Source organism: bacterium (genome assembly GCA_019912885.1).
Lineage (GTDB): Bacteria > Lernaellota > Lernaellaia > JACKCT01 > JACKCT01 > JAIOHV01.
The window spans coordinates 18,264-37,825 of record JAIOHV010000043.1 but is presented as its reverse complement, the minus strand read 5'-3'; the positions used below and the strand labels follow the sequence as shown (position 1 = coordinate 37,825).

The following is a 19,562-nucleotide window of genomic DNA, read 5'->3' as shown; positions in this document are numbered from 1 at the left end:
GCTCCGAGCGGGGCGGCGAAGTGCGCGGTCGATATCGCCTTGGCATCGCCGCTTTCGTCTTTTTCCGGGGCGGTGCCGACCGCGCACTTCGCCGCCCCGCTCGGAGCGGGGCGACTGCGTTTGCGGCCCTGACATCGCGGTGCGCGGGATTTCAGCAGCCGCAGCCGCAGCCGCCGCTCAGCAGTCCGTCGTCGTCATCGTCATCATCCGCGTCAGCGCCGAGGCCGCCATCGCCGGCATCGTCGTCGTCCCCGGCATCGTCATCGCCGAAATTGTCGTCATCGAAACTGTCGTCGTCGCCGGCATCGTCGTCCGTGTCGTCGTCCATGTCGTCATCGGCCGCATCATCGTCCATGTCGTCATCGGCGGCGTCATCGTCCATGTCGTCATCCGCCGCGTCGTCGTCCGCGGCGTCGTCATCGTCGTCGTCGCCGGTGAGATCGACAATGTCGCCCGGATCGACCCACTCGAAACCTTCGTCGGTGATGTCGTCGACAAGGCCCATCAGCGTGTCGAAATCGACGTTCGAATACGCGCAAAACGACGCGACCACGTCGCGCACGATCGACAGGCGGTAGGCCTGGTCGAGGATGTCCTCAACGTCGTAGCCGGGAAGGCCCGGGAACAGGCAGCCCATGTTCGACGGCACGATGCCAAGGCCGGAACTTCCCACGGTCGACTCGAACGGGATCGTCTGTGTGAGGGTGATGCCAAACTCGGTTGCGAACTGCGGCGCGCCGTCGATGGGATACGGGAACACGAGCGGCTGGTCGAGGTAGTAGTCGAAAAATTCCGCGAACACGGAGTAGTCGCCCTGGCTCGCCAGATGCCACGGCGTCTCCCACACGACCGGTTCAAGGCCCTGGTCGTGATATTCGGACAGGCCCCACTCGATGCGGTCACGCACGAACACGTCGGAGTCGAACGGTAGCGGGAGCGCGTAGCCGTTGATGACGAATTCCGGATCGCCCGTCGTGCCGTTGTCGAAATCGTTCTGGTGCGTGATACCGAGCATGGTCAGGATCGCGCCGTTATCGACCACGTCGTGCAGCAGCGTGACAAGCGCGGGATCGTCGTCGAAATGGAACTCGACGGGGGTCGGCCACGTCCACGCCTGCGGGTCCTTGTAGACCGCGATGACGGACACGGAAAACGGCACGTTGCGCGACGCGAGGCCCGCGGTGAGCGTGACGAGGTTCGGCGAATCGGTGACGACCGGGGCCATCTCGTAGAAACGCACCATCGCGCGGCGGCTCGGGGCGACGCCGGTCTGGTAGAACTCGTGCAGCACGTCGGCGAGCACGAGCATTCGGTCATCCTGGCCTTCGAAGTAGAACGGGATCTCGGCGAAGAAACACAGGTTGCCGCCGCAAAGGAAGTGCGGGACATCTTCGTCCGGATCGCTTGCGTACGTCATCCAGGAATAGACATCGACGGCGCCGTCGATCTCGACGCCGAAGTAGGAATATTCCTCGTCGCGGGGCACGGCGCGGCCCTTGTAGAGGATCGCATCCTCGCCGTCGCCGTCGTCGTAGCCCGTTCCGCGAAAGCCGAACGGCGCGGTGGTTTCCCAGTATTCCCAGAGCTGTTCGAAATCGGCGCCGATCCACATGACGCGGTGCACGCCGCTGCCGACGTCCTCCAGAAATGCGCCGGGCACGAGGTTTCCGCCGTGATCGTCCACGTAGAGCACGTGTTCGTACGCGATCATGTCGCCAAGCGTGTATCCCGCGACGTCGATCGTGACCGTGTCCGGGTCAAAATGCCCGACGAGGTTGTAGGTCATGTTGGCGATCAGAACGCCCTGCCCGGAGCTGGCCGTGCCGTCGTAATAGATGACGGACTTGGCCTGGGCGGGCGCAGCGGCAAGGCCAAGGGCCGCCACGGCAACGAAAACCGTGAAGAAGATTTGGGCGCAAGTGCGTTTCATGGTCGTTTCCTTCCTGTCTCTACCTATCGGATTATCCGCTTCGATCATGAGCGGAAAGCGGTCGAGAACAGGCTGAAAGGCTGGAAGTTCATCGAAGAGTTAGTCCGGCGGGTTGTCATCCTGAGCGAAGCGAAGGATCTCATTCCGTGGTGGCGCGTGGCTAGACCCTTCGCTTCGCTCAGGGTGACAATTTGCGCGAGCATTTTCGAATTTGTTTATGCGATTCATTCCGCACTTCGCATTCCGCTCACCAGCCGCAGCCTCCCGAGTCGTCATCGTCGTCGTCGCCGGCATCCTCATCGCCGAAGTCCTCCGGCGCTTCCTGCCCGTCCATGCCGTCGTCGCCGGCGTATTCCTCCGGCGAGACGAAGCGATAGCCGCGATCGAGGAACTCATCGACGAGCGCGAGGATGTCTTCGTTTTCGATCGAGCCGTGGTGGAAGAAAAACGACGCGACGCCGTCGCGGATGATGGTCATGCGTTCGGCGCGATCGAGCATCGCCTGCGCCGATCCGGCGACATCCGCGGGATCGATGAGGCCAAGCGTTTCCGGGATGATGCCCATGCCGTACACGCTGACGGGGGTGTATTGATAGACGATCTGCGAGAGTGGCTCGATATCCTCGCCGAACACGCCCTCGGCGCCGGGGCGGAACGGGAAAATGAGCGGCCGGTCCCAGTAGGTATCGAAATATTCCGCGAACACGCCGAACGCGCCGTGCGAGGCGCCGTAGTGCGGCGTCTCCCAGATCAGCGGCTCGTATCCCTCGCTCCAAAGCTCGGCGAGGCCCTTCGTAACGCGGTCGCGCACCCAGTCCCCGGAATCTTGCGGCAGGGGGTCGTTGTCGAGATTTTCGACGAACTCCCAGTCGTGCGCGGTGATGCCGTCGCCGTTCTGGTGCGTATAGCCGTGCATCGCCATCGTGCCGCCGCGCGCCATCATGTGGTCGATTGCGATAAGGAAATCGGGGTCGTCCGCGAGCGTCAGCGTGGTGTCCACACCGCCGAAATACAGTCCGATCGGGTCGCGCGTGACGGGGATGACGCCGAAGCCGAACGGCACGTCGCGTGCCGCGAGTTCGTCGGCGAGCGCCACGAGGCGCGTGGGGCTGACAAAACCAGGCGAGAGGTCCTCGACGCGGATCATCGCGAGGCGCTCGGCCGGCGCGCCGGTCTCGTAGAACTCGTGCAGGCAATCCGCGAGCACGAACAGGCGCTCGTCCACGCCCTCGGCGAAAAACGGCATCTCCGACAAAAAGCAGACGTTGTTGCCGCAAAGGAAGTGCGGGCGCTGTTCGGCGCCGTCAAGCGACGTCAGGGTGGAGTGCACCTTCACATGTTCGCCCGTCACGTTGACGTTGTAGTAGGACAGGTCGATTTTGCGCTCGACGGTGTGATGGCCGTATCGGATCGCGTCGCGGCCGTCGTTTTCGATCCAGTCATCGACGGAAAACCCGATCGCCTCGCTGCCTTCGACCTCGGCCAGTTTCCAGAAATTGTTGTAGATCCACAGCGTGCGGACCTCGCCGGATACGACGGTTTCCAGAAAGTCGTCCGACAGGCCGGATTCGTCCTGATGGCCGATATAAACGACGAAATCGCCCGCGCCGGCACCCGCGAATTCGTCGATGGGCGCGGTCGAAACGTCCGGGTCGAAGTGCCCGATCATGTTGAGGAACATGTTGGACATGGTGATGCCGTCGGTGTCGCCGCCGGCGTCGTCGTAATAAATGACGGTGCGGGCGGAGACGGGGGCGGCAAGGGCCAGCACGGCGAGGGTCGCGAAAGTCACCGCGAAAGCAAGGCGCAGGGCGTGCGTCATCGGCAAGGCGCTCCGGGAAAATGGGGATTCACGTTGTTCCGAGTGTCCGCGCACAGGCGGTCACGGTCAAGACGACGCGCACGTCGCGGGGCGAGGAATCTTGAATTTTCGTCACGGTTTTTCAGAAATCTGTCGCGCTAACGGGTGCCGTCCAAAATCGTTGAATTGCCAAGACGCATAAAAATCAAGGGCTTACGCATATACGGCGTTTGGGCACGGGACTTGCTCATAGTTATCCTTGCGATTGCCCGGAACTTAGCGGTTTCGCGGCAGGGCAAATCTCCTCTCGCGATACCGGTTTTTGCCCCTCCGGTATCGCTTTTTTTTTATTCAAAATCCCTCGGACGACCGGCAAATCCGCCGAATGGCGATGGACGCATGGACATCATGGACCGAATGGACGTGATGGGCGGATGCAAACAACGTCACGGGCACGGCGGCGCCGAGCGCCGCGCGGTGTTTGCGGCACCGACATCGCCGGAGGCGCGCTATTTTCCGAGTTTCGCGTCCACGCTGTACGACCCGGCGCCGATGACGAATAGCGCGAGGAAAACGACGCCAAGCTCGATCGCGTGTGAAGCGCCGGCCAGCCCGTCCCCGCGCGACAGATGGTGCGTCGCCGCGATCCCCATCACGAACGCAAGGAACAACGCGGCGACGCGCGTGCCGAGGCCGAGAATCAACGCGATGCCGCCCAGACACTCGGTCAGCGCGGCCGCGAGGCCGAACGCGGTATGCCCGAAGTCGATGCCGATGTTGGCCATCGCGCCGCCGACCTTCGCCCAAAGTTCCGGCCCGCCTTCGAGTTTGGGAAACCCGTGCGTCACGAACATGGCGCCCACGCCGGCGCGCAGGATGAACAATCCGAAATCGCGATACCGTTCTAGACCCGAAAAGAGCATACACGCCTCCCCAATATTTTCCGTCTTTCAAAACGATCGCGGCGCGCGGTCCGGCCGGGGACGTGACGCGCGCGCGATTTCGTTGTTTATAATGACCATTCGAATCGGCGGAGCAAGACGGAACCGGTCGCCGGCGCGACAATGACGCCGGATCGGTGGGTTTGCCCCGTGCAAGGAGCCGCGTATGTCGACCGTTGCCATCGTCGTGTTTTCGGCCGTGGGTTATCTCGTCGCATATCGTATCTACGGCCGCTGGCTTTCCGGGCGTGTCTTCGCGCTTTCCGCGAGCGCAAAAACGCCGGCCCACGCGCGTCAGGACGGCGTGGACTTCGTCCCGACGAAGCCGGAGGTTCTGTTCGGCCATCACTTCACGACGATCGCGGGGACGGGCCCGATCGTCGGTCCGGCGATCGCGGTCATTTGGGGCTGGCTGCCGGCGCTTTGCTGGGTGATTGTCGGGCCGATCTTCATGGGTGCGGTGCACGATCTGGGGGCGCTTGTCATCTCCGCGCGGCATCGCGGCGACTCCATCGGCGAGATCGCCGAGGACATCGTCAGCCCGCGCGCGCGGACGCTGTTCCTGCTGATCATCTTTTTCCTTCTGCTTCTGGTTATTTCCGTTTTCGGCTGGGTGATCGCGGTGATCTTCAAGCAATACCCGCAGTCGGTGCTCGCGGTATGGTCCGAAGTGCCGATCGCCGTCGCGCTGTCGTACTTCGTCATCAACCGGCGGATGAACCTTCGCCTTGGCGGGTTTCTCGCGGTGGCGGCGATGTTCGCGTTCGTGTATGTCGGATACCGCGTTCCGCTAGAGATGCCGGCAATCGCGGGCGTCTCGCCGACGATCCCCTGGATCGTCATCCTGCTGGCGTATTCGTACGTCGCGTCGACGCTGCCGGTGCATCGCCTGTTGCAGCCTCGCGACTACATCAACAGCCACCAGCTTTTCATCGTGATGGGGCTGCTCGTGTTCGCGGTGCTGATCGCGCGGCCGGCGGTTGTGGCGCCGGCGTTCGATCCGCATCCGGCGGGCGCGCCGCCGATGCTGCCGATGCTTTTTGTCATCGTCGCGTGCGGGGCGATCTCGGGGTTTCACAGCCTCGCCTCAAGCGGCACGACGGTGAAGCAGCTCGACCGCGAGACGGACGCGCTGCCGATCGCGTTCGGTTCCATGCTGCTCGAGGGCTTCCTCGCGGTGCTCGTCATCATCGCGTGCACGGCGGGCTTTCCGGATCACGCGGCGTGGGCGGCGCGCTACCGCGACTTCGGCGCGTCGAGCGGGCTTGGCGCGACGGTCGGTTCTTTCGTCGACGGTTCGGCGTGGATCATGGCGCAAGCCTACCCCGTCACGCACGCGCTTCTGGCGACCGTCATGGGCGTGTTCGTCGCGTCGTTCGCGAGCACGACACTCGACTCCGCGACGCGCATCCAGCGCTACGTCGTCGCGGAGCTTGCGCGCGGATACAACCTGCCGCGGCTGACGGGCAAGCACGCCGCGACGGAAATCGCGGTCGGCACGGCGATGCTCTTTGCGCTGACCAACAAGGAAGGCACGGGCGCGCTGATGTTGTGGCCGCTTTTCGGCACGACCAACCAGCTTCTCGCGGGGCTCACATTCGTCGTGATGTACGTCTTTCTCGTGCGCACCGGCCGCCCGACCTGGTTCATGGTGTTCCCGATGATCTTCATGATCGGCATGACCGGTTGGGCGATGTTGCTGAATCTCGGCCGCTTTTACGCGACCGGCCAATGGGTGCTTTTCGTCGTCGGCGCCGTTGTGCTCGCGCTCGAGGCGTGGATGATCGTGGAGTCGATCGCGGTCGCAAGGCGCCTTCGGGGCGAGCGATGGCAGGCCCAGCCGGAGGCCTGACTTCGCCGGAGGGCTCAGGCAGGCGCCCCTTTGCGACGACCTTCCAGACTTCCCGACTTCCAGACTTTCAGACTTAAGCCCCAACATGAGGTTTGGCCGACGAAGCTGTTGATTTATCGGATGTTTTCCAATATTCTTCGCGGCGGTTCGTTTTAACGTGGCGGCATCGTGCAAACGCGTGTTTTCCTTGCGCGGGCCGTCCGGAATCCGTGGGGCGGACGATGAGCTATCTTGCGCACTACAACCTGACGCACGAGGCGTTCACGAACGCGCCGGATCTGCGGATGTTCTGGCCGGGGGCTCCGTACGAGGCGGCGATGGCGAAGCTGCGTTTCGCGGTGGAAGCGCGGCGCGGACTCGCGGTCTGCACGGCGCCGGTCGGGCACGGGAAGACCACCATCGCGCGGCGCATGTTCGACGAACTTTCGGGCGACGAATACGTGAAGGGGCTTCTTGTCGTTATCCACTCGGACGTCACGCCCGACTGGCTGTTGCGCAAGATCGGCGGGCTGCTCGGCTGCGGCAACGCGCAGATGGACAAACTCACGCTGCTTTCGCGGATTTACGCGCGGCTGCGTCAGATTGATGAAGCCGGAAAGACGGCCGTGATCCTCGTGGACGAGGTGCAGATGCTGGCGAGCCGGCAACTCATGGAGGAGTTTCGCGGGCTTCTCAACATCGAACTTTCCGGGCGCAAGCTCATCAACTTCGTGTTCTTCGGCCTGCCGGAAACGGAGCATGCGCTCGCGCTCGATCCGCCGCTGCGTAACCGCGTGGCGCTTCGGGTGAAGCTGTCGCCGTTCGACGCGGCGGCGACCGCACATTACGTGGCGCATCGGCTTGTCGCGGCGGGCGGAAGGGGCGATCTGTTCTCCGACGCGGTGCTGCGCCGCGTGCACGAGGTCTCCGAAGGCACGCCGCGGACGATCAACACCGTCTGCGACAACCTGTTGCTCTGGGGCGTGCTCAACGGATCAAGGAAATTTACCGTCGAGACCGTGGGGCAGATCGCCGAGGATCTCGGGCTCGTGCGCCGCGAGCCGCTTGGCATCGTGGAGCGGCTGCTTTCCGAGGGCGAGCCCGGCGACCGCGAGCGCGCGGACACGGACTGGGATTTTCTAAAGGCGGGCAGCATCGACGAGATCCTCGGGTTTCTCGGAAAATAAAAGACCGGAAAGCCGGCACGCTTCCGCGGATGGACAAGATGGACATCATGGACGGAATGGACATCATGGGCCCGTTGACCAACGCACCGCGGTTTTCGACGACCTTCCCGACTTTCAGGCTTCCAGGCTTCCAGGCTTTTCCAGGGCACGGGCACGGATTGAATGGCGTTGCGTACCGTTACAATCGCGCGCGCGTTCTTTAATGATTCTTGACACCCCAAAAGTCGGTTTCTATAGTCGGTTCCGCTCTCGCTTAGGCGAAGATTGGACGCGTTCCGCCGCCCGGCCGGCGGGCGCGGGAACGTCTCGGCGATATCGTCGGGCGCGCGGGTGTAGCTCAGTTGGTAGAGCACGAGCTTCCCAAGCTCGGGGTCGCGGGTTCGAAGCCCGTCGCCCGCTTGACGCCAGGCCGGGCCATTCGCACCGGCGGATGCGTCGTGTACGGTTCGATTTCCGCAAAGGCTCCAGTCCGAGGGATTGGAGCCTTTGTCCTGTCGGCGGGGCATGGCCGGAAAGGCGTTGCGATGCCCCGCCCGCGGGAGAACGACAAATGGGGAGGCCGAACCGCGTGGTCCGTTTTGCTCCGAGCGGCGCCCTGGCCCGGCCCTTTGCGGCGGGCGATCCGGATCTTTCCGGATCGCGGCCAAATAAGGCGCCGGTGACACGGCGCGGATCGACGGCTCCGGCGCCCGGCCGGAACGTCGATGACGCCCGTGCGCGGCGCGGCGGAATGGGGCGCCGATGAGCATCGTCAAGGCCATCGCCAAATGGGTGCTCATCGCCATCGGCGGCCTTGTCGGTTTTGTCGTCGTCGTTTTGCTCGCGCTGAACTTCCTTTTGCAATCCTCCACGTTTACCTCGTTTGTTCTTGGCCTCGCGCTGCCGCCGATCGAGGAGTCGCTCGGCGCGGACATCGGCGTGGAGAGCCTTGAGCTTTCGCTGTTTCCGGTCACGCTCGATTTGAAGGGCGCGTACATCACCCCGGCCAAGGGCGAATTCAAACGCCGTTTCGCCGAGGTGGATTCGCTCGAGCTGGAAACCGCGTTCTGGCCGCTTTTGCGCGGGCAGGTCGTCGTGGAGCACGTCACGCTGCACGGCGCGTCGAATTACTTGTTCATTAACGAGAAAGGCCTGGCGAACCTGCCCTTCCCGCCCGGCGAGGAAAAGCCGGACGAGCCCGACACCGGCCCGCCCGACCTGAAGCTGCCCATCGAGATCGAGAAGATCGAAATCCGCGGCGTGCAGTTTTATCTCGACGTGGACGCCGACCCGGCGATCGAGGGGCCGGAGACGGAAGTGGCCGTGCGTTCGATCGAGCTTGACGCGCACGGCAGTCTGTCCACCGGCGACACGCACGCCTTGCTGCGCATCAGCGACGGCGCCTTCCGCGCGGGCGAATTGCGCGACACGCTGACGAGCCTTCAGGCCGACGCGGATTTCTCGCTTGCCACCTGGAGCGGCGCGATCACGCGGCTTTCGCTGCGTATCCCGGACGTGGAGATCGACGCGACCGCCAAGGCGCGCGACGTCCTCACGGAGATGGTCGCCGAGGCGGACGTGAACGGCCGCATCGACATCGACAAGGTGAACAAGCTGTTCATGCCGGAGCCGGACCTTGCCGGCACGCTCGTATTGACCGCGCACGCCGAGGCGCCGCTGCCGGACTGGAAGGTGGACGGCAAGATCGGCATGGAGGGCGGGCGCGTCAACGCGATGGACCTTCGCGAGTTTCGCATCCTGTTCGATGCGAACCAGGACCGCGCGAAGCTGACGGAGCTTTACCTGATGCTTGCGGACGGCGTCGTCGCGGCGGACGCGGAACTCGGATTGAAGGACGAGATGCCGCTTGAGGCGCGGGTGGAGATCGACGACCTGAACGTCAAACGCGTGCTCGCCGATTACGGGCTCGAGGGTCTTGGCGTCGCGAGCCACCTGACCGGCGACATCAACGCGAGCGGCCGGCTTGGCGGCGAGTTCATGAAGATCGGCGCCGACGCGAATTTGCGCATGTACGACACGCGGTACACCGACATCGTCGCGATTCCGCGCGCGAGCCTCATGGCCGACATCGATTACTCGCCCGCCGCGCTCGACGTGCATCGGTTCGATTTCCGCTCGCGCGACACGGTGATCGACGCCAAGGGCAAGCTTGGGCTCGAAAGCCAGGCGCTCGATTTCAAATTCCTGGTCGACGCGAAGGACCTTTCGGAATTCTCGCCGATCATGGAGCAGAAGCTCGCCGGCAAGCTGCGCGTGCAGGGCGCGGCGAAGGGCACGACGGGCAACCCGAACGTGCAGGCCGAGATTCGCGGCTACGATCTCGCGTTCGGCGCGTACCGGCTCGACGAAATCTCCGGCGACGCGTCGATGGCCGGCAAGAAGGCGCGGGTCTCAAACCTCGTGGTGCGTCAGGACGACGCGACGTTGAAGCTATCCGCGGAGGCGCTGCTTTCCGGCACGACGCCGAAGATCACCGCGGACGTCGAGATCCCGAGGTCGCCGATCGAGGACTTCCTGGAAATCGCGGGCATGGCCGAGATGGAGGCCGAGGGCTTCGTCGCCATGACCGCGCACGTCGAAGGCCCGGCCGACCGGCTGACCGGCAAGGCGAAACTCGACGTGGAGGACGCGACCGCGTTCGGCGAAAACGTGAAATCCGTGGAACTGGACGTGGCGCTTGACGGCGGGGTCGTGGACATCCGCAACCTGATCGTCACCAAGCTCGTGCCCCCGCGGCCCGATTACGGCGTGCGCGCGGACAAGATCCGCAAGGACGTGCCGAAGGATCAATGGGTCGAGGCGAAGGTGCAGGCCAAGGGCACTTTCGACCCGGCGACGGGCAAGCTCGATCTGCGCCTGGCCGCGGCCAACCTGAACGAGCAGGCTTCCGACATCCTCCGGACGCAGGGCATCCCGCTTGTCGCGGACATCAAACTGGATGTCGACGCCGAGGGCACGATCAAGGACCCGCGCGCGACGGCGGTGCTGTCGATCAGGAACGCGCGGTTTGACCGGATGATTCTCGGCAATTCGGACCTGAAGGTCGAAGTGGCGGACAAGAAGGCGCACGTCACCGGCGAACTTCTCGCGCAGCGCGACGTGGTGGAGATCGCGGTGCCGCCGACGGTGCGCGCGGATGACTGGCTGATCCGCCGCATCAACTCGGAACTCGAGCCCGAGCCGATGTCGGTTGCGCCGGACGAGCTGTCCGAACTGACCGGCGAGGAGACGCCGGAGGACTTCACCGCGGCGCCGCCGCCGGCGCCCGAAAAGCCCAAGGCGCCGTCGGACGTCGGAGTCATCCGCGTGGACGTGACGGTGGGCATCGACGCGCCGAACACGGTCGAGGGCGAGGTCGTGTTCGACAAGTTCGATTTCTCAAGCTTCCTCGAGCCGTTGAAGTCGGACAAGGACGAGCTGGGCAAACGCGTTCCGAAAAAAGCGAGCGTCGCGCCGGCGACCGACGCCCCGCCCGCGGATTCGGACGAGGAAATCGTCGCCGGCCGCCTGAACGGCGCGGTCACCCTGTCGGGAAACCTCGCGGATCCGAACGCGCTCGCCGCGTCGGTCGATCTCGACGAGATTTATTTCCGCAAGAACGCGCTCGTCATCCGCAACCAGTCCGAGTCCGGGCAGGCGCAGCCGGTCCAGATCGAATACGCCGGCGGGAATCTGAACGTGCGTTCGTTCCGCCTGGCCGGCAAGGGCGTGGACCTGACAGTGACCGAAGAGGCGGGCGGCTTCCGGCTGGAACTCGTCGCCGCGCTTTCGGTCGGGCAGGAGTTCACCGAGATCCTCACCGACGCGAAAGGCCGCGTGCGCGTGGTCGCGCGCATCCCGTCCGATCTCGCGGTCGATCGCGCGACGGCGGAGGTCACGATCGAGGACGGCTCCGTCGCGGTGCAGGGCGTACCGACGCCGGTGGAAAACATCGACGTGCTCATCACATACGGCGACGGCGCGGCGGAGATCGAGCGCCTGCGCGCGGCGATCGGCGGCGGGCGCCTGGAAGGCGGCGGGCGCATTCGCCTCGCCAAGGGCGAGGACGACGTGACGGACGTGCAGGTGTTCGTTCGCCTGAAGAACGTGCGCACGGGCATGGATCCGTACCTGGAGGCGGTCATCGAGAAGGTCGATCTGCTCGTCACGACGATCCGCACGGGCGCGAACAAGGGCAAGTTCGAGATCTCCGGCGAGGTTGTGGTGGACAAGGCCGTGTACACGAAGAACATCGACTTCATCGAACTTTTCAACCAGCTCGCGGAAGTCGGCCGCGAAAAAGAGGTGAAGGGCACCGAAACCTACGAGGCTCGCGAGGAGTCGCTGTTTTTCAACATCGCGCTGCGCGCGGACGGCGACGTGATGCTGATGTCGAACCTCGCGGAGATCGAGACGAAGTTCGACCTCGTGCTCGTGGGCAACGACGTGACGCCGGGCCTGCGCGGTTCGGTGGACGTGGTCGAGGGCTGGGCGACGGTGCTCCAGAATACCTACGACGTGTCGTACGCGACGATCCAGTTCTACGACGAGCAGCGCATCTTCCCGAGCTTCGACATCAACGCGCAAACGGAGGTGCGGGGCTCGAAGATCTACGTCTCCATCGCGGGTACGCCGCTCAACTACAACATCTCATTCGCGTCCGATCCGCCGCGCACCGAGCGCGACATCTTCTTCATGCTTGCCACGGGAGCGAGCTACGACGAGTTCATGGCCGGGGGATCCGGCGGCGGCGACGAGGCCGCGGCGGCCGCGGCGCAGAGCCTGGTGGGGAGCCAGCTAAGCAAGCTCGCCGGCGGCGCGACCGGGTTTGACGTTGGCGTCGATTCCGCGGGCGGCACCGCGCGCGTGAAGGTGACAGGCGAGGTCGAAAAGGACCTCTACCTCACGATGTACCGCGGGCTTGTGGACCAGACGCTCGGGTCCGAGCTCGAATACGATTTCCTGCGCTACGTCGCGCTTGTCGGCTCCTGGAGCAACATGGCCGGATACGAGGACGTGGAATCTTCCGGCGCCTTCGGAACCGGCGTGCGTTTCAAGATCGATTTCCAATAGGATGATGCCCCGCATGCGCTCCATCGCCGCCGCCCTTCTCGCGATCGCCGTCATTGCCGGCGCGGCCGCGCGCGCGCATGCCCAGGACGCGGCGGCCGAGGCGCGGGGCCTTGGCGAGATCGTCACCGCGATCGAATACGACGTTCCCGCGTGGATGCCGGACAACGAAATCCGCCGCGTGACGCGCATCAAGAAGGGCAAGGCGCTCGCGCGCTGGCGCGTGGCGAGCACCGTGCGCCGCATCCATCTGCTCGGCTACGTGGACAACGTGGTCGTGAAGACCGAGCCGCACAAGGACGGCGTGAAGGTCGTCATCAAGATCTACGCGCGCTACCAGGTGCGCGACATCGTGGTGAAGGGCAACCGGACGCTCAACGATCTGGAGATCATCGAGGACGTGTTGCGCCTGAAGCCCGGCAGCGACTTCCGCCCGGAGGACATCGCGATCTACGAAGGCATGGTCCGCGATGCGATGGCCGACGTGGGGCACCTGAAGGCGACGGTGAAGATCGCGGCGGAGCAGACCCCGCGCGACATCGACAACAAGGTCGATATCGCGGTCGAGGTCAACGAGCGGCCGACCTACCACGTCGAGACGATCGTGCTGTCCGGCGACCTTGCGCCGTACACGCGCGAGAAGATCCTGCGCGTGCTTCGCTGGAAAGACGGGATGGCCTACGAGAAGGAGCGCGTGGACACGGGCCTGGAGCGCCTGAAGAACTGGCTGAAGACGCGGCAGCACTACGAGGCGCGCGTCGGCGACATCGACACGGAAGACGAGACGACGGTGAAGATCGACCACGATCACTCGTCCATGACGTTTTTCATCCGCGTGGACGTCGGGCCGCGCATCGAGACAATCTATCCGTCGGATTGCTACACCTGCGCGCAGAAGAAGTGGAAGCTGAACAACCACCTGGACGTGAAGAACAACCGGCGTTTCACGCGGTACGTCGTGGAGCCGTTCGCCGAGAAGATCGAGGACTACTACCGGCGCAAGGGGTACCTGGACGTCGACGTGACCGGCGATTTCGAGGAGGCGCTCGACGAGGACGGCGAGAAGGTCAAGCGCCTGGTTTTCCGGATGGATCGCGGCAAGAAGTACAAGATCGAGGAGATCGACTTCAAGAACAACGACAACTACGAGGATCCGGATCTGAAGGACGAGCTGGACGCGCGCAAGTACTTCCTGCCCGAGGACTTCAACAAGAGCCTCGAAAACGTCATCGCGCACTACAACCGCAACGGGTTCATCCAGGCGAAAATCCTCGGCAAGTCCGCCACGATCGACGAGGGCACCGGCGAGGTCTTCATCGAAATCGTCGTGGACGAGGGCCCGCGGGCGCTGATCGAGTCCGTGGATCTGTCCGGCAACGAGGTGCTCGACGACACCGTCTTCCGCAACATGCTCGAACAGGCCGAGCTGATCCCCGGCTACCCGTACAATCCGTTTCTCGTCGCGGAAACCAAGACGCGCATGATCGCCAAGTACCTGACGCGCGGGTACCTGAAGGCGCGCATCCGCGAGCGCATCCAGATCTCCGAGGACGGCACGCGCGTGCAGGTCACTTACGAATTCACCGAGGGGCGGCAATATTTTTTCGGCAACGTGTACGTGCACGGCAACAAGCTGACCAAGTCGCACGTCATCAAGCGTGAGCTGTTCATCACGAGCGGCGATCCGTTCAACTACGAGGATGTCTTCCAGAGCCAGCAGCAGCTCATGAAGCTCGGGTTCTTCAACAAGGTCGAGATCGAGCCGGTCGATCCGGACATCGACGAGGAATACATCGACCTCATCGTGGACGTGGACGAGCGCAACGCGGGCTACATCAAGGCGGGCGTCGGCTACAACACGTACTTCGGCTACCAGGCGGCCACGGAAATCGGGCACAAGAACCTCGCGGGGCACGGGCGATCGCTTTCGTTCCGCACCGAGGTGGGCTTCCGCGAGGAGACGTTCGAATTCGAGCAGCGCACGGCGACGATCGTCTTCGGCTGGCCGTGGATCGCGCGACTGCCGATGGACGGCGAGTTGTCAATCGTGGACGACCAGCGCCGGCAGATCGGCTACGACCTGCGCGAGCTGGCAACGACCGCGGCGGTCAAGGTCGAGTTCCCGAAACTGTTCTACAACCTCAAGGCGACGCGGCATAACGAGGGCATCCGCGAGCTGTCGCGCCACTGGTCCGGGCGGCTGGCGTACGCGTACATCCGGGACTTCCTGTACAACATCGACGAGGACGTGGACGACCAGGAGCCCGGCGAGGTGAAGATCGCGACGATCAGCCCGCAGCTCACGCGCGACTCGCGCGACAACGCCTTCATGCCGACGACGGGCAAGGTCTACATGGCGATGCTCGAATGGGGCTCGCCGCCGCTTCTGTCGGAGATCAATTACCTCAAGGCGATCGGGCAGTTTTCGTATTACCTGCCCGTGTTCCGGTGGTTCGACAAACACGCGAAAAACGGCGTCGTATTCGCGCAGAACTTCAAGGTGGGACACGCGCAGGAATTGCGCGAGACGGACACGCTGCCGATCAACCGGCGCTTCTACCTCGGCGGATCCTCGACGATCCGCGGTTTCGGTCAGGACGAGATCGCGCCGAAGGCCGACGACGAAAGGACGCCCATCGGCGGCTATTTCATGGCTTACTCCAACACCGAGTTCCGCATCCCCATCGGCGACACGAACTTCGGCATCCTTGCGTTCTTCGACGCGGGCAACGTGTCGAGCGAATTCAAGACCTGGTACATCGACAAGGTGCGCACGACGACCGGCCTCGGGTTCCGTTACCTCACGCCCGTCGGCCCGATCTCCGCGGACTACGGTTTCAAGCTGAACCGCGAGCCGCACGAGTCCTACGGCGAGTTCTACATCACGGTGGGCAACGCGTTTTGATCCTCCCGTCGATCCGGTCGCCGATCTCGGCGAGGGGATCGCGGATGGCCCTCGCGGTTGCGGTCGCCGCCTTCACGGCGATCTTCTCGTATCTCGGTATCGCGCGGCACGAGTCCACGTTCTCGCACGACTGGCGCGACGAGGCGTACACCAACCAGATGATGTGGAACACGGCGCGCGGCGATCTGCTCTTCTCCACCGTCGAGGGGCCGCGCCGGCACGACCGCCACTTTCGGCCGTCGTTTTTTCCCGCGTCGATCGCCTACATCCCCATCCGTTCGGCGTGGGCGTGGTACATCGAGGTGGCGCTCGCCGTGGGGGTCGGCGCCTTCGCCGCGCGCCGCCTGGGGCTGCTGCTGTTTCAGGACCACGCCGCCGCCCTTTTGGCCGGCGCCGCGTGGCTCGCCTGGCCGGCGGTCCACGACATCACGCTCGGCAACCTGGACATTGAAACGTTTGTCGCCGCGGCGTGGCTGTTCGCCGCGGTGTTCTACGTGGAGCGGCGATACCTGCCGTTTTTCGCCACCGCCATCTTCGCGATCTCCTGCAAGGAGACGCAGGCGCCGGTGTTGTGCGCGTTCGGCGCGCTCGCGCTTCTGGACCGGCGGCCGGCGCGATGGTGGGCGGCGCCGATCCTTGTCGGCGCGGTCTGGTTTTTCGTGGCGCTCAAAATCATCATCCCGATCTATCACCCGTCCTGGGGCACGATCTTCGGCCGTTTCATCGGCTCCGCGGACCTGAATTTTCCCGCGTCGTTTTTCCGCGCGTTCGCCGCCGATCCGGCGGGCGTTCTCGCGCAGGTTTTCTCGCGCGAGCACATCGAGCTTTTCTACCGCATCGGGCGTCCGCTGTTGTTTCTGTTTTTGTTGTCCCCCTTGCCGATCGTGGGCGCGGGCACGATCGTCATCCAGATCCTGCTGCAACACGATCCGTTGCCCGTGCGTCAGGCGCATATGATCTCGGCGATCCTTCCCTTTGTCTTCTGGGCGTTTCTTCGCGGCGTCCGGCGCCTTGGCGAGCTTGGCGGGCGCGTGCGCGTTTTGGCCGGCCGCGAGCGCGGCGTCGCCGTGGGGGCGCTCGCGGCGGCAAATCTGTGTTGCGCCGCGCTGTGGTTCGCGCCCGGCACGTTCGGGCTTTATCAGAACTACGGACTCGATCGCATCCACGGCATGACGGCGTCGAACGTGCTCGACCGCCAGTTCCGCACGCCGACCTCGGCCGAGCTTCGCGCGCGCCGGATGGCCGATCGCGTGCCGGAAAACGTCGTGGCGATGGCGAACGCCCGGCTGTTGCTCGTGATGTCGAGCCGGCCGAATCTCATGGAATTTGGCACGCAAAAGAGCCTCGAGGATTTCGCGCCGGCGCAGGCCGTGTTCATCTGGTTTTTGCGTACGGATTGCCGCACGTGCACGTTCGCGGAGCTGTCCCCGCAAAACCTGCGGCTGGCCGGGCGGCTTGTCTCCGAGGGGCGATTCGGGGTGGCGCACCTGGACGGCGCGTTCGCCGTGTTGACCAATCGCCGCCTGCCCGCAACCGGATTCGCGCCCGACGAATCCCTGTCGCTTCCGTTCATCGGGCGCGTCGAGGAAATCGCCGGCGCGCTGGCGCGCGGCGAGGGACTTCCGCTCGACGAGCCGCGCGACCCGGATTTCGCTCCGGAACCCCAAGGCGGCGGCGCCGGAGCGCCGGGGCCCGGTCCGGCCGCGCCGCCGAATCCGGATAACGCCGGGTTTGGTGATGGGGACGTTGAAAAACCTCCCGAGTGACGATAAACAAGGCGTGCGTCTTTTCCTTTCTCCGTAACACACCGATTTTTCGGGGGTCGTATATGCATCGTCCGCGTCTCTATATCCTTTCCATCGTCGTCGCGCTCGCCGTGGCTCTCGGAACCGCTTGCGGTTCCCGCGACGCGAGCAGCAAGCACGAGCTGGTTCCGTTCGAATCCGACATCAAGCTTTCGCAGGCCGACCAGCGCTTCCTGCTCGACGCCGCTCGCAAGGGCCTGTCCGGTGAAGCCATCCCCGCCCTGCCCGCCGGCGTCACCGGAATCGACGCCGGCGGCGCGGTGGTCGAGGTCTTCCTGCCGCCGAACGAGCCGGCGATCGCCGTCGTGGCGCAGCGCCCGTTCGACAAGGCGTTCGCGGAGGCCGTCAAACAAGCCAAGGCGCACAAGAACTTCGGCAAGATCGGCGCCTCACTCGCCGACGCCCGCGTGAAGGTCGGCCTGATCAGCGAGATCAAGGAGCTCGACTATCCGCGCAAGGCGAAGGGCGAAAAGATTTTCCGGCAGATCGCCCGGCAGGTCGAGGACGGCATTCACGGCTTCATCTACGTATCGAAGGAAGGCAAAACCGCTTTCCAGATTCCCGAAATGGTCCACTACGAAGGCTGGGCGATGAAGGGCGAGACCCGATACATGGGGCGGCGCCTCGTCGGGCGGCAGCTACCGTACGTCGTCCGCGAGGCGGCGGGCACGACCAAGGGCTGGAAGGAAGGCGAGATCTTGGCTTTCCGCCAATACACGTTCATCGAGGATGCCGCGGATCGCAAAAACCCCGTCGAGGTCTTCCGCACCAAGAACATGCTGCCGCCTTTGACGACCGAAACGGTACGCGCCGGCGCCATCGCGAACGCGACGTACCTCGCAAAGGCCGTCAACGACGAGGGCCGCTTCAATTACATCTATTACCCCGAACTCGATAAATACGACCGCGGCTACAGCATCGTGCGTCACGCGGGTTCGGTGTACGGCCTGTTCGAGGCCTACAACCACTTCGGCGACGACGCCTACTTCGACGCCGGCCGCCGTTCGATGGACTATCTGCTGCGGCTTGCCGAGGAGCCCGCGGAGGCGCCGGAAATCGCGATCATCAAGGAACGCGGGCGCTCCGTGCTGGGTACGAACGCGCTCGCGGCGATGGCTTACTCCGCGATGCCCGAAGACCGCATGACCGATCGCGACAAGGAGATGCGCAACAAGCTCGGCGAGTCGATCCTTTACTACCGCATGCCGCAAAAGGGCCTGTTCTATACCTCGTTCACGCAGGCCTACAAAAAGAACCCGCCGCGCGAGCAGGCGCGCTATTACCCCGGCGAATCCATGCTCGCGCTCGTGAAGCTCTATGAGCGCACGGGCGACAAGAAATGGTACGAGGCCGCCAAGGACCTCGCGCCCGGGCAGAAGGAGCTTTGGATGAACGCCGGCCACGCCTCGGTCGGCGACTACTGCTGGGTCGGCCAGGCGTTCGCGCGCATGGCGCGGATCGAGCCGGATGCGGCGCTCGCGAACGAATATCGCGAAATCGGCTACTCGCACGCCGACGCGGTCATCAAGCATCAATACACCGCGGACGCGGCCTGGAAGGATTACGAGGGCGGCGCGGACAATTCGCGCCCGCCGCGCACCACGCCGACCTCCGCGCGCGGTGAGTCGCTCGCGGAAAACTACCTGACCGCCAAACATTTCGGCGACACGGAAACGCAGAAGAAATACGGCGCCGCGCTGCTCAAGGCGATCCACTTCTGCGTGCAGAATCAGTGGTCGCCGCAAAATTCGTGGTTCCTGCCGTATCCGGAAAAGGCCGAGGGCGGCATCCGCGGCAGCCTGATCGCCAACGACATCCGCATCGACTACAACCAGCACCTGCTCTCGACGCAGATCATGGCGCTCGAAGCCCCGGCCGACCTGGCCAAGCTCGGGGTGACCTGGTAGCCGGCGCGCAAGACGCCGGGCACGAAGTCACGAACAGCGATAGAAGCTTGCACCGCGCCGCCTTCGGGCGGCGCGGTTTTTTCTGGACGGTTGTCACCCTGAGCGCGTTGTCACCCTGAGCGCGTTGTCCCCCCTGAGCGCGTTGTCACCCTGAGCGAAGCGAAGGGTCTCCGTGGCTGATCGACGAGATCCTTCGCTTCGCTCAG

General features: G+C 64.3%; 9 protein-coding genes and 1 tRNA gene. 7 read left to right on the top strand and 3 right to left on the bottom strand.

Annotation, left to right across the window (positions count from 1 at the left end; translation table 11 throughout):
• Positions 1–151: 151 nt before the first annotated feature.
• The 3 genes from K8I61_03445 to K8I61_03435 form a co-directional block, all read right to left on the bottom strand.
• Positions 152–1,930: a DUF2334 domain-containing protein gene (locus K8I61_03445; protein ID MBZ0271064.1), complete on the bottom strand. Its 1,779-nt coding sequence runs from the start codon at positions 1,928–1,930 to the stop codon at positions 152–154.
• Between the two features lie 247 nt (positions 1,931–2,177).
• The gene (locus K8I61_03440; protein MBZ0271063.1) at positions 2,178–3,752 is read right to left on the bottom strand and encodes a DUF2334 domain-containing protein; all 1,575 of its coding nucleotides are present in this window, start codon (positions 3,750–3,752) and stop codon (positions 2,178–2,180) included.
• A 488-nt stretch (positions 3,753–4,240) separates the two neighbouring features.
• Positions 4,241–4,654 (bottom strand): DoxX family protein, encoded by a 414-nt coding sequence (locus tag K8I61_03435; protein MBZ0271062.1) that lies wholly within the window; start codon positions 4,652–4,654, stop codon positions 4,241–4,243.
• A gap of 184 nt (positions 4,655–4,838) precedes the next feature.
• Between K8I61_03435 and K8I61_03430 the strand changes: the two genes are divergently transcribed.
• The 7 genes from K8I61_03430 (at position 4,839) to K8I61_03400 (ending at position 19,356) form a co-directional block, all read left to right on the top strand.
• Entirely contained in the window at positions 4,839–6,524 is a 1,686-nt protein-coding gene (locus tag K8I61_03430) for a carbon starvation protein A (protein ID MBZ0271061.1), read from the top strand.
• Between the two features lie 221 nt (positions 6,525–6,745).
• Positions 6,746–7,690: an AAA family ATPase gene (locus K8I61_03425; protein ID MBZ0271060.1), complete on the top strand. Its 945-nt coding sequence runs from the start codon at positions 6,746–6,748 to the stop codon at positions 7,688–7,690.
• Positions 7,691–8,016: 326 nt separating this feature from the next.
• Positions 8,017–8,089: transfer RNA gene (locus K8I61_03420), tRNA-Gly, on the top strand.
• 342 nt (positions 8,090–8,431) lie between these two features.
• On the top strand, positions 8,432–12,742 hold the full coding sequence (locus tag K8I61_03415; protein MBZ0271059.1) for a translocation/assembly module TamB domain-containing protein: 4,311 nt from the start codon (positions 8,432–8,434) through the stop codon (positions 12,740–12,742).
• A 13-nt stretch (positions 12,743–12,755) separates the two neighbouring features.
• Entirely contained in the window at positions 12,756–15,644 is a 2,889-nt protein-coding gene (gene bamA / locus K8I61_03410) for an outer membrane protein assembly factor BamA (GenBank protein ID MBZ0271058.1), read from the top strand.
• A gap of 44 nt (positions 15,645–15,688) precedes the next feature.
• A complete protein-coding gene (locus K8I61_03405) occupies positions 15,689–17,410 on the top strand; it encodes a DUF2079 domain-containing protein (protein ID MBZ0271057.1) in 1,722 nt (573 codons plus the stop codon).
• Between the two features lie 62 nt (positions 17,411–17,472).
• Entirely contained in the window at positions 17,473–19,356 is a 1,884-nt protein-coding gene (locus K8I61_03400; GenBank protein ID MBZ0271056.1) for a hypothetical protein, read from the top strand.
• Positions 19,357–19,562 lie beyond the last annotated feature (206 nt).

Bases quoted from the DNA above. Each gene is read 5' to 3' on its own strand.
- K8I61_03435 (MBZ0271062.1), bottom strand. From the start codon at position 4,654: ATGCTCTTTTCGGGTCTAGAACGGTATCGCGATTTCGGATTGTTCATC.
- K8I61_03440 (MBZ0271063.1), bottom strand. From the start codon at position 3,752: ATGACGCACGCCCTGCGCCTTGCTTTCGCGGTGACTTTCGCGACCCTC.
- K8I61_03425 (MBZ0271060.1), top strand. From the start codon at position 6,746: ATGAGCTATCTTGCGCACTACAACCTGACGCACGAGGCGTTCACGAAC.
- K8I61_03415 (MBZ0271059.1), top strand. From the start codon at position 8,432: ATGAGCATCGTCAAGGCCATCGCCAAATGGGTGCTCATCGCCATCGGC.
- K8I61_03430 (MBZ0271061.1), top strand. From the start codon at position 4,839: ATGTCGACCGTTGCCATCGTCGTGTTTTCGGCCGTGGGTTATCTCGTC.
- K8I61_03405 (MBZ0271057.1), top strand. From the start codon at position 15,689: ATGGCCCTCGCGGTTGCGGTCGCCGCCTTCACGGCGATCTTCTCGTAT.
- bamA (MBZ0271058.1), top strand. From the start codon at position 12,756: ATGCGCTCCATCGCCGCCGCCCTTCTCGCGATCGCCGTCATTGCCGGC.
- K8I61_03400 (MBZ0271056.1), top strand. From the start codon at position 17,473: ATGCATCGTCCGCGTCTCTATATCCTTTCCATCGTCGTCGCGCTCGCC.
- K8I61_03445 (MBZ0271064.1), bottom strand. From the start codon at position 1,930: ATGAAACGCACTTGCGCCCAAATCTTCTTCACGGTTTTCGTTGCCGTG.